Annotated in this window: 16 protein-coding genes; 8 read left to right on the top strand and 8 right to left on the bottom strand. The window is 69.6% G+C overall.

The genetic code is table 11. The annotated features are described in order from the left end of the window. The first annotated feature begins 4 nt into the window (after nucleotides 1–4). The gene (locus tag BLR21_RS06165) at nucleotides 5–895 is read left to right on the top strand and encodes a LysR substrate-binding domain-containing protein (RefSeq protein WP_090004718.1); all 891 of its coding nucleotides are present in this window, start codon (nucleotides 5–7) and stop codon (nucleotides 893–895) included. 8 nt (nucleotides 896–903) lie between these two features. Here the strand turns inward: BLR21_RS06165 and BLR21_RS06160 are convergent, their stop codons facing one another. After that, nucleotides 904–1,404 carry a MarR family winged helix-turn-helix transcriptional regulator gene (locus BLR21_RS06160; RefSeq protein ID WP_256334499.1) on the bottom strand — a complete coding sequence of 167 codons (501 nt, stop codon included), beginning with the start codon at nucleotides 1,402–1,404 and terminating at the stop codon, nucleotides 904–906. A gap of 112 nt (nucleotides 1,405–1,516) precedes the next feature. On the opposite strand from BLR21_RS06160, the gene BLR21_RS06155 reads away from it, so the two are divergent. Both BLR21_RS06155 and BLR21_RS06150 read left to right on the top strand, forming a co-directional pair. Continuing rightward, nucleotides 1,517–1,846 (top strand): MDR/zinc-dependent alcohol dehydrogenase-like family protein, encoded by a 330-nt coding sequence (locus BLR21_RS06155; protein WP_218130771.1) that lies wholly within the window; start codon nucleotides 1,517–1,519, stop codon nucleotides 1,844–1,846. A 34-nt stretch (nucleotides 1,847–1,880) separates the two neighbouring features. Next, complete coding sequence (locus BLR21_RS06150; RefSeq protein ID WP_090004717.1) at nucleotides 1,881–2,321, top strand: hypothetical protein; 441 nt, start codon at nucleotides 1,881–1,883, stop codon at nucleotides 2,319–2,321. A gap of 158 nt (nucleotides 2,322–2,479) precedes the next feature. Here the strand turns inward: BLR21_RS06150 and BLR21_RS06145 are convergent, their stop codons facing one another. Beyond that, complete coding sequence (locus BLR21_RS06145; RefSeq protein WP_143027628.1) at nucleotides 2,480–3,583, bottom strand: glycosyltransferase; 1,104 nt, start codon at nucleotides 3,581–3,583, stop codon at nucleotides 2,480–2,482. A gap of 5 nt (nucleotides 3,584–3,588) precedes the next feature. Further along, nucleotides 3,589–4,359 carry a GAF and ANTAR domain-containing protein gene (locus tag BLR21_RS06140; protein ID WP_090005073.1) on the bottom strand — a complete coding sequence of 257 codons (771 nt, stop codon included), beginning with the start codon at nucleotides 4,357–4,359 and terminating at the stop codon, nucleotides 3,589–3,591. A 313-nt stretch (nucleotides 4,360–4,672) separates the two neighbouring features. Between BLR21_RS06140 and BLR21_RS43135 the strand changes: the two genes are divergently transcribed. From BLR21_RS43135 to BLR21_RS06115, 5 genes are all read left to right on the top strand, one after another. Continuing rightward, nucleotides 4,673–5,023: a hypothetical protein gene (locus BLR21_RS43135; protein ID WP_218130770.1), complete on the top strand. Its 351-nt coding sequence runs from the start codon at nucleotides 4,673–4,675 to the stop codon at nucleotides 5,021–5,023. Next, on the top strand, nucleotides 5,020–5,235 hold the full coding sequence (locus BLR21_RS43130) for a SpoIIE family protein phosphatase (RefSeq protein ID WP_090004715.1): 216 nt from the start codon (nucleotides 5,020–5,022) through the stop codon (nucleotides 5,233–5,235). The genes BLR21_RS43135 and BLR21_RS43130 overlap by 4 nt, the downstream gene beginning before the upstream one ends. A 69-nt stretch (nucleotides 5,236–5,304) precedes the next feature. After that, nucleotides 5,305–6,282, top strand: a complete 978-nt coding sequence (locus BLR21_RS06125; RefSeq protein WP_090004714.1) for a Ppx/GppA phosphatase family protein — start codon at nucleotides 5,305–5,307, stop codon at nucleotides 6,280–6,282. A 68-nt stretch (nucleotides 6,283–6,350) separates the two neighbouring features. Further along, nucleotides 6,351–6,758: a four-helix bundle copper-binding protein gene (locus BLR21_RS06120; protein ID WP_256334498.1), complete on the top strand. Its 408-nt coding sequence runs from the start codon at nucleotides 6,351–6,353 to the stop codon at nucleotides 6,756–6,758. A gap of 39 nt (nucleotides 6,759–6,797) precedes the next feature. Beyond that, nucleotides 6,798–8,009, top strand: a complete 1,212-nt coding sequence (locus BLR21_RS06115; protein ID WP_090004713.1) for a zinc-dependent alcohol dehydrogenase — start codon at nucleotides 6,798–6,800, stop codon at nucleotides 8,007–8,009. 3 nt (nucleotides 8,010–8,012) lie between these two features. Here the strand turns inward: BLR21_RS06115 and BLR21_RS06110 are convergent, their stop codons facing one another. The 5 genes from BLR21_RS06110 to BLR21_RS06090 all read right to left on the bottom strand — a co-directional run bounded on the left by BLR21_RS06110 (nucleotide 8,013) and on the right by BLR21_RS06090 (nucleotide 13,619). Then, nucleotides 8,013–9,014 carry a LacI family DNA-binding transcriptional regulator gene (locus BLR21_RS06110; RefSeq protein WP_090004712.1) on the bottom strand — a complete coding sequence of 334 codons (1,002 nt, stop codon included), beginning with the start codon at nucleotides 9,012–9,014 and terminating at the stop codon, nucleotides 8,013–8,015. A gap of 56 nt (nucleotides 9,015–9,070) precedes the next feature. Continuing rightward, entirely contained in the window at nucleotides 9,071–10,393 is a 1,323-nt protein-coding gene (locus tag BLR21_RS06105; RefSeq protein WP_090004711.1) for a GH1 family beta-glucosidase, read from the bottom strand. Next, the gene (locus BLR21_RS06100; RefSeq protein ID WP_030475779.1) at nucleotides 10,390–11,211 is read right to left on the bottom strand and encodes a carbohydrate ABC transporter permease; all 822 of its coding nucleotides are present in this window, start codon (nucleotides 11,209–11,211) and stop codon (nucleotides 10,390–10,392) included. The genes BLR21_RS06105 and BLR21_RS06100 overlap by 4 nt, the downstream gene beginning before the upstream one ends. A 2-nt stretch (nucleotides 11,212–11,213) precedes the next feature. Beyond that, entirely contained in the window at nucleotides 11,214–12,185 is a 972-nt protein-coding gene (locus tag BLR21_RS06095; RefSeq protein ID WP_176929502.1) for a carbohydrate ABC transporter permease, read from the bottom strand. Nucleotides 12,186–12,335: 150 nt separating this feature from the next. Beyond that, complete coding sequence (locus BLR21_RS06090) at nucleotides 12,336–13,619, bottom strand: ABC transporter substrate-binding protein (protein ID WP_090004710.1); 1,284 nt, start codon at nucleotides 13,617–13,619, stop codon at nucleotides 12,336–12,338. Nucleotides 13,620–13,883 lie beyond the last annotated feature (264 nt).

The raw sequence follows: 13,883 nt of genomic DNA, 5'->3' as shown, positions 1-13,883 counted from the left end.
ATCGGTGGAACTTCGTCACCTGCGCTACTTCGTCGCGGTCGCCGAGGAACGGCACTTCGGCCGCGCCGCCGCGCGCCTGCGCATGGCGCAACCGCCGCTCTCCCAGCAGATCCAGCAGCTGGAGGCCGAGCTCGGGGTGACGTTGCTGCACCGCACCACCCGCAAGGTCGACCTGACCGACGCCGGGGTGGTCTACCTCGAACGCGCCCGTGCCGTGCTGGCCGCCGTCGACGACGCTGCCGCGGAGGCACGGCGAGTGGCCGACGGACTGCAGGGCCGCCTGGTCGTGGGGTGCGTCGGCTCGGCCACCTACAGCCTGCTGCCCGCGTTCGCCCGGGCCCTGCGGGAGGAGTTGCCGGCGGTCGACTTCGTGTTCCGGGGCGAGATGCTGGCGCCGGACCAGCTCGAGTCCCTGCTCGCCCGCCGCATCGACCTCGCCCTGCTGCGCCCGCCGGTCGAGGACCCGGCGGTACGGGTGAGCGCGGTGCGCCGTGACCGGCTCATCGTGGCGCTGCCCGAGGACCACCGGCTCGCGCGGCGAAAGCGGCTGAAGATCGAGGACCTGCGCGAGGAAGACCTGATCGTGCACGCGTCACGCGGCCGTTCCGTCATGCACGGGATCGTCACGGAGCTGTGCCGCTCGGCGGGGTTCGAGCCCCGGATCCGCCACGAGGTCGCGGAAACCTCGACCCTCGTCACCTTCGTGGCCGCGGGACTCGGCGTGGCAGTGGTCCCGGAACCCGTGGCAGAGCTCGGCGTGCCCGGCACGACCTACCGTCCGCTGGCAGGGAACCAGGGTATCGATCTCGTGGCCGCCGTGCGGGCCGACGACGACTCGCCGGTCGTCGCGAGGGCACTCGGACTGCTGATCCGTTGGCAGGAAAGGACGACCTGAACCGCGGGTCAGGTCTCCAGCCACTCCGGCCGGCTGGAGGAAGCGGGGTCGAGCCGGCCGAGGATGCGTTCGTGGGCGGCGTGCAGCTGGCTCAGCTGTGCGGGGTCCAACGGGTCCACGACCAGCTCGCGGACCGCGGTGACGTGACCCGGCGCGGCTCGCTCGACGGCGTCCGTGCCCGCGGCGGTGAGGACCGCGCGGCTGGCCCGGCCGTCGTCGGGATCGGGCTCTCGGCGCAGCAGGCCACGGCCTTCGAGGCGCTTCACGACGTTCGACAGGCGCGACAGCGAGGAACTGGTGAGCTGCGCGAGCCGGCTCAGGCGCAGAGTGTGGCTGGGAACCTCGGAGAGCATCGACAGCACGTGGTACTCGAAGAAGGACAGGCCGGCGTCCCGCTCCAGCTGGGCGTCGAGGGTCGCGGGCAGCCGCGTCAGCACGCGCACCATGTCGAGCCAGGCCAGCCGCTGCTCCGCCGTCAGCCAGCGCGGGTCCTCCGAGTCCGGGGTCACCTCCCCAATTTACTTGACGCTTGAACTATTCGCTTCTAGTGAGTAGAAGGTTCAAATGTGAACTAATTGAGGCTGTCATGCATGTCGCGGTCATCGGTGCGGGCAACGTCGGGTGACCAGGAGCAGCGACCTCGACCTGGCGGACCCCGCGGTCGTCGCACACGCGGTGGCGCTCGACAACCCCGGCGCTGCCGACGAGATCCGCGCGAACGCGCCGGACGGAGTGCACCGGATCATCGAGGTGTCGTTGTCCGGCAACGCGGACCTGGACGCCGCCGTCGTGGCGAACGACGGGATCATCGCCGCCTGCGGCACCAGGGCCGACCGCACGGAACTGCCGTTCTGGCCCTTGCTGTTCGCCAACGTCACCGTGAGGCTGTTCGGCAGCGACGACTTTCCCGCCGCCGCGAAACGAGCTGCGGCCCGCGGTGGGTCGCGATGAAGCGGCGGCCCGCCGGGTGGGCTAGTTTGCGCAGGTGAGTCAACTCGATGACGTGGCCGAGCGCGACAACTGGCGGTGCTGGGTGTGCGACGAACCGGTCGACCCGGACATGTCGGTGAACGACGGGCGAGGGCCCAGCGTCGACAGCAGGACGGCCGACCGGAAGGCCAAGATCGCCGAGCGGCTCGCGCACCGCGGCTGCAACAGCCGCAAGGGCGCGGTCAAGGTCGTCATCGCCTGGCCGGACCACCTGCACGTGGCCGAACCCGCGCCGCTGATCACCGTCGCCGGGCGGCTGGAACGCAAGGGGGGCCGCGAGATGGTGGGTCGCTGTCCGTCCAAAAAGGACGCCCAGGAGGTGGCGGAGTGGCTGGTGGACCGGTTCTCCCGGCTGGTGCCGGGTCTGCCGGTGACCGCCGCTGTGGAGGCGGGTGGCGGCCAGTTCCTCGTCGTCCTGGCCGCCGGACGCCGCTGACCGGAGATCACCTGGCCATCTGATCAGGACATGTCCAAGGTTCGGGCGGCCATGTGATGACGTGAAGCGCGTTCCACCGCGGGCGTACAAGGTCATCCGCGTACATGTCACCACTTACCCGGCTTTGCGAGCAGGGAACCGGAGTACGCCCGACAGTGTCACGCGTGCACGAACTGCGCGCGCTGGTAGACGAGAACCGTGTCGCTGACGACGCGGTTCCACCCGTACCGCGCTCGTACGCGATCGGCGCCCGCGACGCCGAAGGCCTCCCGCCTGGCCGGGTTCGCGACCAGTTCGCGCAGGGTGAGCGCGAGCGCGGGCACGTCTCCCGGCGGCACGAGCCGGCCGGTGACGCCGTCGACGACCGCGTCCGCCAGCGCGCCCACAGCCGCTGCGACGACCGGCAGGCCGTGCGCCATCGCCTCCAGCGCGAAGACCCCGGCCGGGTCCTGCCGCGGTGTGGTCACCACGAGATCGGCCGAGCGGAGCAACCCGATCACGTCGGCCCGCGTGGCGGCTCCGACCACCGACACGCGGTCCCCGACGCCGAATTGCACCGCGAACTGCCGCAGGCGCCTTGCCTCCTGGCTGGTCCTGCGGTCGAGTGTCTCGACCGGCGCGGCGATGACGAGCCGGGCGTCGCGCACGTCGGCCATCGCGGCGACCACGGTGTCGAACCCATGGCCGGACCGCAGTTCGCCGATGCCGAGCAGACTCACCAGGCCGGGACGGCGCTCGGTGGTACCGGTGCTCTCCCGGTCGTCCACTCCGGCGGGCACGACCGTGATCCGGGAGCGGGGCACGCCCATCCGGCAGAGGCCGGTCACCTGGTCGTTGCTGGTCGCCACGACGCGCGCGGCGTGCCGGCAGACCAGCCGCTCGACCCGCTCCCGTTCGGGGTCCGGTTCGTCGTGGGTGTGCACGACGGGGACCTTTTGTTCGCGCGCGGCCAGGAGGGCTGCGAGGCCCGCCATCGTGCCGTGCGTGTGCGCGATGTGCGGGGGCCTCTCGTTCCACTCTCGGTGCAGGAACCGGGCCAGTTCGTTGGTGTAGGACCATGCGGCGTCCTCGGACATCGGACGGGCTTGCCCGAGAGTCACGCGCACCACCTCGTAGCCGTCCGGGGTGCGTTCACGCTCCGCGAGGCGCGCCGCGTCCCTGCGGGTGTAGACGACGGCGTCGTGCCCGCCGCGAACCAACGCCCGCGCGAGCCCCGTGACCGCGGTTCTGCCGGCGTGACTGGTCACCAAAGCGATCCGCATGCCCGTCACACCGCCTCCCCGGAACCGGCCTCCGGCGGGCAGGGGTTGGCGATCAGGTCGGCGATGAACCGTTCGGCGAGGGTGTGCAGTTTGACGTTCTCGCGCTGCGACCGCGCCACCAGCAGCCGGAAGGCCTCGTCCGCGGTGATCGCGTGCACGGCCATGAGAACGCCTTTGGCCTGGTCGATCACGGCGCGCGACCGCAGTGCGGAGCGCAGTCGCCCGGCGAGCTTGAACGCCCGCAGGTACATGCTGTGGCTGCGCAGGGCTGTCTCGACGGCGGTGCTGTAGAGGGCGAGCAACGGAGCGTCCAGTTCGTGGAAGCCGTGGCCCTGCCGGGAGTAGCCGTTGATGGCGCCGTAGTGCTCGTTGTCCACGGTCAGCGGCGCGGACAGGAAGCTGCCGATCCCGGCGGCGCAGGACTCGGCGCCGAAGGCGGGCCAGCGGTCCTGTGCCTCCTGGATCGTCGCCCGCACCAACCGCCTCGTCGCGGCCGCGTCCAGGCACGGGCCGGCGCCCGCGGCGTACTGGACACCGTCCAGCCGGGTCACGACGTCGCTGGTGCTCGCGGCGGTGAACGGCCTGCCGCCGTCGAGCAGTGTCACGGTCGCCTCGTCCAGGCCGGGCACCGCCTGCACGACCTGCTCGCAGACCTGGTGCATCAGCATCCGCAGGTCGTCCTCGCGGCTGAGCGCTTCCGAAAGGCGCTCCAGCGCGGTCGTCACCTCGTCCAGCACGACCGGCAGCGGCCGGTCCACGTGACTCGACGTCTCCATGGTCATTTCCTCGCCCACTGACGAGGACTCCCCAGACGAGACGCACGGCGGGAGTGCTCCCACCGGCTCCTGGTTAAACCGGACAGCTCGTGCGACGACGCGGGGTGTACTCGTCCACCGCTAAACGTATCCGAGGTGTGTGCCGCGGCTCGGCGCACGGAGGACCACAGACCGAAAGAGCCTAGCGCGTCCGGGCAACCGCGGTGGAAACGCTGCGCTGTCCGGCGGTTTGGAGCTGGAGCGCCAGGGAAGCCGGGTGCGTCGGTGCACGTCCGTCACCGGAGAGGCGATGAGTGCCGAAGGTGCGACACGAATGAACCACGACCTGCAGCTCCACGCGTTGTCGCGCGCCTTCAGCCGAGCCGGCCTGACACCGGAGCAGCTGTGGATGCGGTACTTCGCACTGGGCGGGGCAGCCGGTCTGATGGAGGTCGAGGCGTACCTGCACGGCCTGATGCCGTTGCCCGCGTTGCAACGCGACATGCTGGCGCACGCGATCAACGAGCGTTTCGACGAACTGAACCAGCCGCACCGGGTGCCCTACACCTTCCCCGCACAGGCCAGCGGACCGCTGCTCGACGGCCTGCGCAAGGCGCCACCGGAGCGCCTCGTCCTACCGGTGGACGACGACCGCCGTTCGGCCGGGGGACCCGTGAGCTCGTGATCGCGGAGGAGACGCTGCGGCCCGGCATCACCGAGGCACGCGACGACGCCGGGGAGTTCTTCGGCCTGAACCGGCTGACGGACTTGCTCGAACGGGAGACCGCGGCGCCCAGGCGACTGATCAAAGCCGTGCTGGCGCACCGGAACGGTGTGCGGGACGACGCCTCCATCCTGCTGGCCCGCTGGACGAAGAGCGACGAACCGGAGTCGTGAGCCGCGGCGAGGCAGGTTCCGTTTGCCTGCCCCGATTTCGGGTATCTGGGGAGCCCCGATGGCGAGGTGATGCGCGTGTCCGAGGAGCCCTGCCGGGTCGGCGTTCTCGACGTCGGTTGCTTCAGCGCGCACCTGGTCGTCGTCGACCGCCACGAGGGGTCGCTGCTGCACCCGGTGCTGTCGCACAAGGTGAGGCTGCGGCTGGACCAGGCCCTCGACTCCTCCGGTGAGATCAGCCCCGCGGGCATGGCGGGCGTCGCCGCCGCCGTCGGCCAGGCGCAGCAGGCCGTCCGCCGTGCCGGTGTGTCGACCGTCGTCCCGTTCGCCACCTCGGTCATCAGGGACGCCACCAACGCCGCGGAGGTCGTCGACGTGGTGGCGGCGCGGACCGGTGTGGAGCTGCGCACGTTGTCGGGCGCGCAGGAGGCTCGCCTGTCCTACCTCGCCGCGCGGAACTGGTTCGGCTGGTCGGCCGGCGCGCTCACCGTGCTCGACGTCGGCGGTGGCACCGTGGAGATGGCCGTCGGCGAGGGCACGGAGCCAGTGGCCGCCCATTCGCTGCCATTGGGAGCGAGAACCCTGACCAGGCAGTGGGAGTCGGAGAAGCTCACCGGCAAGAGGCTGCGCCGCACCACGGCGGACCTGGTCCGGATGATCAACGCCGACCTCCCCGCCGGCCTTCCGGACGGAGCCCGGTGTCGTGCCGTGGGGTGCTCCAAGGTCTTCCAGCAGCTGGCGCGCATGACCGGGGCGCGTGCGCAACGAGACGGGCTCTTCGTCGCGCGTCAGCTCCGTGCCGCCGACCTGGAGAAGTGGATTCCCCGGCTGGCGAAACTGCCGGCGGCCGAGCGCGCGCGGCTTCCCGGCATCTCCGAGCACCGCGCACACCAGTCGCTGGCCGGTGCGATCGCGGCGCGGGCGCTCATGGAGGCGACCGGCCACGACGTCGTGGACATCTGCCCGTGGTCCACCAGGGAAGGTCTGCTGATCACCCTGCTGGAGCAGCCTCCGCGGCACGCGGGCGGCGGCCTGGTCGCCGTCGCCTGACCGACGTGGTTCGGCGGGACGTCCCGGGGTAGCCGTGACGGGAGTGATGCCGACTGAGGAGGGCTGACGTGACCACGACGACGCTGCCGATGCTGGAGAGCTACCCGGCGGAGATCAACGTGGACAGGCGCACACTGGCGGCGGCGATCGACGCGCTGGTCGCCTGCGCCGAGGCGTGCACCGCGTGCGCCGACGCGTGTCTGAGCGAGAGCTCGGTGGCGGAGCTGACGAAGTGCATCCGCACGGACCTGGACTGCGCGGACATCTGCGGCACCACGGCTCGGGTGCTGTCGCGGCACACCGCCTACGACGCCAACATCAGCCGGGCGTTGCTGGAGGCGTGTGCGGTGGCGTGCAAGGCCTGCGGTGACGAGTGCTGGTCGCACGCGAACATGCACGAGCACTGCCGGATCTGCGCCGAGGCCTGCCGCACGTGTGAGGCCGCCTGCCGGGACCTGCTCGCCACCATCAGCTGAACTCGGCGGGGAAGACGCCGACGAACGAGGGGAAGCGCCGTGAAGGCAGTGGTGTGGCACGGCATCGGTGACATCCGTCTGGACACCGTGCCCGATCCGAAGATCCTGGAACCGTCCGACGCGATCGTGCGGATCACCCGCAGCGCGATCTGCGGCACGGACCTGCACATGGTGCGCGGCACGATGCCCGGCATGGTGCAGGGCACGGTGCTCGGCCACGAGGCGGTCGGTGTGGTCGAGGAGGTCGGCCCGGCGGTGCGCGGGTTCACGCCGGGCGACCGGGTGGTGGTGACCTCGACCGTCGGGTGCGGCACGTGCTCGTACTGCCGGGCCGGGTACTTCGCCCAGTGCGACACGGCCAACCCCAACGGCCCGTCGGCGGGCACGTGCTTCTTCGGTGGTCCGGAGACGACCGGTCCGGTCGACGGCCTGCAGGCCGAGTACGCCCGGATCCCATTCGCGATGACGACGCTCGTGCGCGTTCCCGACGCGGTGAGCGACGACCAGGCCATCCTGCTGTCGGACATCTTCCCGACGTCGTGGTGCGGTGCCCGGCTCGCCGAGGTGGGCGACGGCGACACCGTGCTGGTGCTGGGCGCCGGTGTGGTGGGCCAGTTCGCGATCGCCTCGGCCAAGCGCCAGGGCGCGGGCCGGGTGCTGGTGGTGGACGGCATCGCGTCACGCCTGGACAAGGCCCGGGAGCAGAACGCGGAGACGATCGACTTCAACGTGGAGGACCCGGTCGCGCTGGCGAAGGAACTGACCGGTGGCGTCGGCGCCGACCGGGTGATCGAGGCCGTCGGCGTGGACGCGCAGCGCCCGGAGCGCGGACCGGCCGCCGAGCAGTACGAGCAGCAGGCGGAGCAGTTCGAGCAGGAACGGTCCCAGGCGGCACCGGACGCGGCGCCGCAGGGCGCCCAGTGGGTGCCGGGCAACGCGCCGAGCCTGGCGCTGCGGTGGGCCGTGCAGGCCGTCGCGAAGGCGGGCACGATCGGGGTGATCGGTGTCTACCCGGCGGGGTTCGACCGGTTCCCGATCGGCGAGGCGATGAACAAGAACCTCACCCTGAACATGGGCAACTGCAACCACCGCCGCTACCTGCCGGAACTGCTGGACCTCGTCGTCAGCGGCACCGTCGACCCCACGGCGTTCATCACCCGCCACGAGGACCCGGTCGACGCCATCGAGGCCTACGAGACCTTCGACCGGCGCGAGGACGGCTGGCTCAAGACCGTCCTGGACGTCGCATGAGCTTCAGGCCGAGTCCCGGATGATCAGTTCGGTGGGCAGTATCAACGACGTCGGCTGCTCGCCGTTCAGCAACCGGATCAGCATCCTCGTCATCTCACGGCCGAGCGCCTCGATGGGCTGCCGGACCGTGGTGAGGGCGGGCTGGGTGTGCTGCGCGGTCACGATGTCGTTGAACCCGACGACCGCGACGTCCACCGGAACGTGCTTGCCGCGTTCGCGAAGTACGGCGAGCGCTCCGGTGGCCATGGCGTCGGAGGCGACGAAGACGGCGTCGAGGTCGGGGTGGTCGTCGAGCAGGAGCTTCATGGCGGCGGCACCGCTGGACTCGCTGAAATCCCCGTGTGCCACGCGTTTGTCGCTCAGGCCCGCGAGGACGACGGCTTCGCGGAAGCCCATGTAGCGCGACATGCCGGCGTGGGTGTCGAGTTCGCCGGTGATGGTGGCGATGTTCTTGCGGCCGGTCGAGATGAGGTGCTCGACGGCGGTGCGGGCGCCGCCCCGGTTGTCCGCGTCGACGTACCACTGGGGAGCGCGGTCGAGCGAACGTCCACCGTGGACGGCGGGCAGGCCGCTGTCCTCCGCCATCTTCGACAGCGGGTCGTTCTCCTTGAGTGCCAGCAGCATCACGCCGTCCGCGCCGCGCGACTGGAGCACCTGCCCGAACCTGTCCCTGCCGCGCTGGGAGGCGGCGAGCAGCAGCATCAGGTGCAGATCTGTCTCCTCCAGCACCGCGTTGACGCCGGTGATCACCTCGGCGAAGAAGAGGTTGGCGAACAGTGCCGGGTCGTCACTGGAGATCACCAGGACGACGGCACCGCGGCGCTGGCTCGCCAGTGAGCGGGCGGCGGTGTTCGGCACGTAGCCCAGGTCCGTGATGGCGTTCTGGACCGCGCGCTTCGACTTTTCGCTGACGTGGCGCGCGTTGTTGATGACGCGGGACACGGTGCCCGTCGAGACGCCTGCGCGTTGCGCCACTTCCTCCAGGGTCGGAGGTCGGGTGTTCATCTGGCGGTCTCCCTGTCTGCGTCGGCGTGCGTCGAGCGTAGCAATTCTGTAAGCGCTCACAGACCGCCGCGCCGGATGACGCCGGCGTACCAGCGGGCACTGTCCTTCGGGGTGCGCCGCTGGGTGTCGTAGTCGACGTGCACCAGGCCGAACCGCTGGGCGTAGCCGAAGGACCACTCGAAGTTGTCGAGCAGCGACCAGGCGAAGTAGCCCTTCAGCGCGACACCGCGGCTGACCGCGTCGGCGCAGGCCCGCACGTGCCCGTCCAGGTACGCGACGCGGCCGGCGTCGTGCACCTCGTCGTCGAACGCGGCGCCGTTCTCGGTGACGTACAGGGGAACGTCCGGGTACTCGCGGTCCAGCCGCAGCAACAGGTCGAGCAGGCCGCGCGGGTCGATCTCCCAGCCGATCGACGTCCGTGCCCGGCCACCGTCGAGGTGCCGGACGTGCTCGGAGCCGACGTACGCGGACGGACGGGTTTCCGTGCCGTGGCCGACGAGCATGGGGGAGTAGTAGTTGACGCCGAGGAAGTCGATCGGCGCGGCGATGGTCTTGAGGTCGTCCTCCTGCACGAAACCGAAGCCGGTGACGGGTTCGAGGTCGCGTACGACGTCGGCGGGGTACTCGGCGAGCAGCAGGGGATCAAGGAAGATCCGGTTCTGCATGCCGTCGATGCGGCGTGCCGCGTCGACGTCCCCGTCGGCGTTCGAACCGGCCGTGACGTGGGAGAGGTTCAGCGTGATGCCGACCCGTGCGTCCGGCATCGCCTGTACCGCGAGTCCGTGGCCCAGCAGCAGATGGTGCGCGGCGCGGATCGACGCGGCGGGCTCTTGCCGTCCGGGTGCGTGCCGGCCGGTGGCGTAGCCGAGGAACGCGGAGCACCAGGGTTCGTTGAGCGTCGTCCAGTGCGCGACTCGGTCACCCAGTGCCTCGTGCACGATCTGCGCGTACTCGGCGAACCGCAGCGCGGTGTCCCGCTCGGGCCAGCCGCCGGCGTCCTCCAGCGGCTGGGGGAGGTCCCAGTGGTAGAGGGTCGGCCACGGCTGGATGTCGTTGTCCAGCAATGTGTCCACGAGCCGCCGGTAGAAGTCGAGGCCGCGCTGGTCGGCGGCACCGGAGCCGAGCGGCTGCACCCGCGGCCAGGCGACGGAGAACCGGTAGGCGCCCAGGCCGAGTTCGCGCATGATCGCGACGTCCTCGGGGTAGCGGTGGTAGTGGTCGGCGGCGACCGCGCCGCTGTCACCGTTGTCCACCTTGCCGGGGGTCGCGCAGAAGGTGTCCCAGATGGACGGAAGACGGCCGTCCTCGGCGACGGCGCCCTCGATCTGGTAGCTGGACGTGGCCGCGCCCCAGAGGAAGCCGGGTTCGAACGTGGTCATGCCTTGACGGCCCCTTCCATGATGCCGCCGATGATCTGGCGACCGAACGCGATGAACACGAGCAGCAGCGGAACGGTGGCGACCAGCGCTCCGGTGAACATGAGCGTGTAGTCGGTGTAGTAGGTGGTCGAGAGCTGAGACAGGGAGAACTGGACGGTCGGGTTGTCCGCCTCGAGCACGGCGAGCGGCCACAGGAACTCGTTCCAGGTGCCCATGAACGTGGTCAGCGCGAGCACCGCGGCGCCGGGGCGCAACGCGGGCAGCACGATCGTCCAGAAGATGCGGAACGTGCTGCAGCCGTCGATGCGCGCGGCCTCGATGAGCTCGTCGGGCACGGCCTGCTCGGCGTACTGGCGCATGAGGAAGACGCCGAACGCGGACACCAGCGCCGGCACGACGATGGCTTCCATCCGGTTCTGCCAGCCGAGCTCGACCATGATCATGTACAGCGGGATGATGCCCATCTGCACGGGAATCATCATGGTGGCGAGGATGACGAGCAGCAATGCGTTGCGGCCGCGGAACTTCAGCTTGGCGAACGCGAAACCGGCCAGTGAGGAGAAGAACACCACCGACACGGTGACGACCGCCGACGTCAGCAGCGAGTTCCACATGCCCAGCAGGAAGTTCGCGTCCTCGGCGCCGAACAGCCTGCCGAGGTTGTCCCACAGGTTCGGGCCGGGCGCGAGCGGTGGCGGCCAGTCGCCGACCACGTCGTTGGAACGCGTCGCGACGACGAACAGCCAGTACAGCGGGAACGCCGAGAGCGCGATGCCGACGAGGAGCGTGGCGTAGAGAAGGGGCTGGGTCTTGCGCATGGCTACTTCGACCTCCGCGTGATCAGGAAGTTGACGACGCCGAGCACGGTGATCAGCAGGAAGATCATCCACGCCACGGCGGAACCGTAGCCGTAGTCGAAGTCCCGGAACGCCTTCTCGAACATGTACATCGACACGGTCTGGAACTGGCGCAGGCTGCCGCCGGAGATGGCGAAGCTGCCCTGGCCGAAGATCAGCGGTTCGGTGAAGAGCTGCATGCCCGCGATGGTGGACATGATGACGGTGAAGACGATGGCGGGCCGGATGTTCGGGACGGTGATGCTCCAGAACTGCCTGATCCTGCCCGCACCGTCCACTGTGGCCGCTTCGTACAGGTCCTTCGGGATGGCCTGCATGGCGGCGAGGTAGATCAACGCGTTGTAGCCGGTCCACCGCCAGTTGACCATGGTGGCGATCGCGGTCCAGGACGACCACTTGTCGGCGCGCCAGTCGACCGCGTCGACGTTCACGAGGCCCAGCAGGCCGTTCACCATGCCGGCGTCGCGGTCGAAGATCTGGCTGAACACGATGCCGACGGCGGCCACGGAGGTGACGATCGGCAGCAGCACGCCCATCCGCAGGAACGTCACGCCGCGCAGCTTCTGGTTGAGCAGGCTGGCCAGCACCAGTGCCATCAGCAGCTGGGGCACGGTGGCGAGCACGAGCATGCCGAGGGTGTTGTGGACCGAGTTCCAGAAGTCGGGGTCGGCGAAGAGCGTGACGTAGTTGTCGAGCCCGACGAACGCGCCGGCACCGGTGATGTCCCAGTCGTGCAACGAGACCCAGGCCGTGTACACCAGCGGGAACAGGCCGAACACCGCGAAGATCACGAAGAACGGCGCGACGAACAGGTAGGGCGACCACCTGACCTCGACGCGCGAGATCCGGTCCTTCAGCCCGGTGCGTGGTCGCTCGGGAGGCGCGCTCCCGGGCGGGGTGCTCGTGGCCGTCCTCGGCCGCAGATCAGTCGCCAACGTGTGTCCTCACGAGGTGGGAATGGCAGCCGGGACGGACGTGCCGCCTGGGCCCTGTCCTGTAAGTCCGTTCGATGAGAGTCACGGCCCTCGGCCGCGACTGTCGCGGACGAGACTTACAGGACAGGGCCCTGCCCGGCCGCCAGGTCGTTACTTGGCCAGGCGCTTGGCGTCGTCGACGGCCTTGGCCCAGGCCTCGCCGGGCTGGAGCTTGCCCTGCTCCACGGCGAGCAGCGCGTTGCCGACGCGGTCACCGATGGCGTTGTTGTCCGGGCCGAGGTAGACGGGCTTGAGCGCCTTGACGCTGTCGCCGAAGATCTTGCCGACGGGCGCGTCGTTGAAGTACGGGTTCCTGAAGTCCTGCACCGCCGGGTCGTCGATGGCCTGCGGCGAGGACGGGAAGTTGTTCTTGGCCTTGAACGCGGAGGTCTGGCCCTTGGCGCTGGTCAGGAACTTGGCCAGCTCGGCGGCTTCCTTCTGGTGCGTGCTCTGCGTGGGGACCGCGAGGAACGAGCCACCGCGCACCGCGCCGTTGCCGGGCACCTTCGTGACGTCCCACTTGCCCTTGTTCTCCGGACCGGCCTGCTTCTCGATCGTGCCGAGCATCCAGGACGGGCAGGGGATCGTGGCGAAGGTGCCGTTCTTGAAGCCCGCGTTCCACTGTGGACTCCACTGCTCGATGTCGGCCGAGAGACCGGCCTGCACCATCTCGATCGACTTGTCCCACGTCGACCTCACGGCCGCGTTCGAGTCGATCACGAGCTTGTTCGTGGCGTCGTAGTAGGTGTGGTCGCCCGACTGCATCAGCATGTTCAGGTAGAGGCCGCCGGTCGAGTCGTAGAACCCGACGTCCGGGGACTTCGCCTTGAACTGCCTGCCCGTCGCGATGTAGGCGTCCCACGTCGGCCAGAGCTTGCCGACCGCGTCACGGTCGGTCGGGAGGCCGGCCGCCTCGAAGAGGTCCCTGCGGTAGCACATGCCCTGCGCGCCGACGTCCGTGCCGAGGCCGATGACCTTGCTGCCGTCCGATGTGGACGCCTGCTGCCACTTCCACGGCAGGAAGTTGCCGGAGAGTTCCTTGGCGCCGTGGTCGAGCAGGTTCACGAACTGGTCGGGCTTCGCCATGAACTGCGAGAGGATGCCCTCCTCGATCGCGACGACGTCGCCCGCTCCCTTGCCGGTGGCGAGCCACTGCTGCAGCTTCGGCGTGTAGTCGCCGAGCTTGCCGATGTTCTCTTCCTTGATCTTGATGCCGGGGTGGCTCGCCTCGTATTCCTTGTACAGCTCGTCGTAGCCGAACTGGCTGAACGTCTTGACGATCAGCGTGACGTCCCCCGACGCGGAGTCGGCGGTGCCGCCGCCGCACGCGGACGCGGCCACCAGCGAGCTGAGCAGGGTTGTGGCGAGCAGAGCGCGCCTCGGTCGAACGCCCATCGAAGAACCTCCAGTTGGCGGATGGTCCGCAAGCGCTAACAAGTGATTTGGAGCGCTCAGCGACCATTGGAAACACCGTTCACCTGCTGCGACGCTGCGGCTTCGGCCGGTGTGCGCCCATCGGGATCGGGGGAGACTGTGAGCGCTTACAGGACTGTAACCACGACGCCATCCGGATGTGAAGAGGTAGCCCCGGTCACATTTTGATGACGCGGGATCGTTGACACGCGGAGGCCGGTGGGTGAACATTCGGTCCGACGCTGC

The sequence above is a fragment of the Lentzea albidocapillata subsp. violacea genome (assembly GCF_900100275.1).
GTDB classification, from domain to species: Bacteria; Actinomycetota; Actinomycetes; order Mycobacteriales; family Pseudonocardiaceae; genus Lentzea; species Lentzea violacea.
The sequence above is the reverse complement of the archived record's forward strand: the minus strand, read 5'-3'. Positions and strand labels throughout refer to the sequence as shown.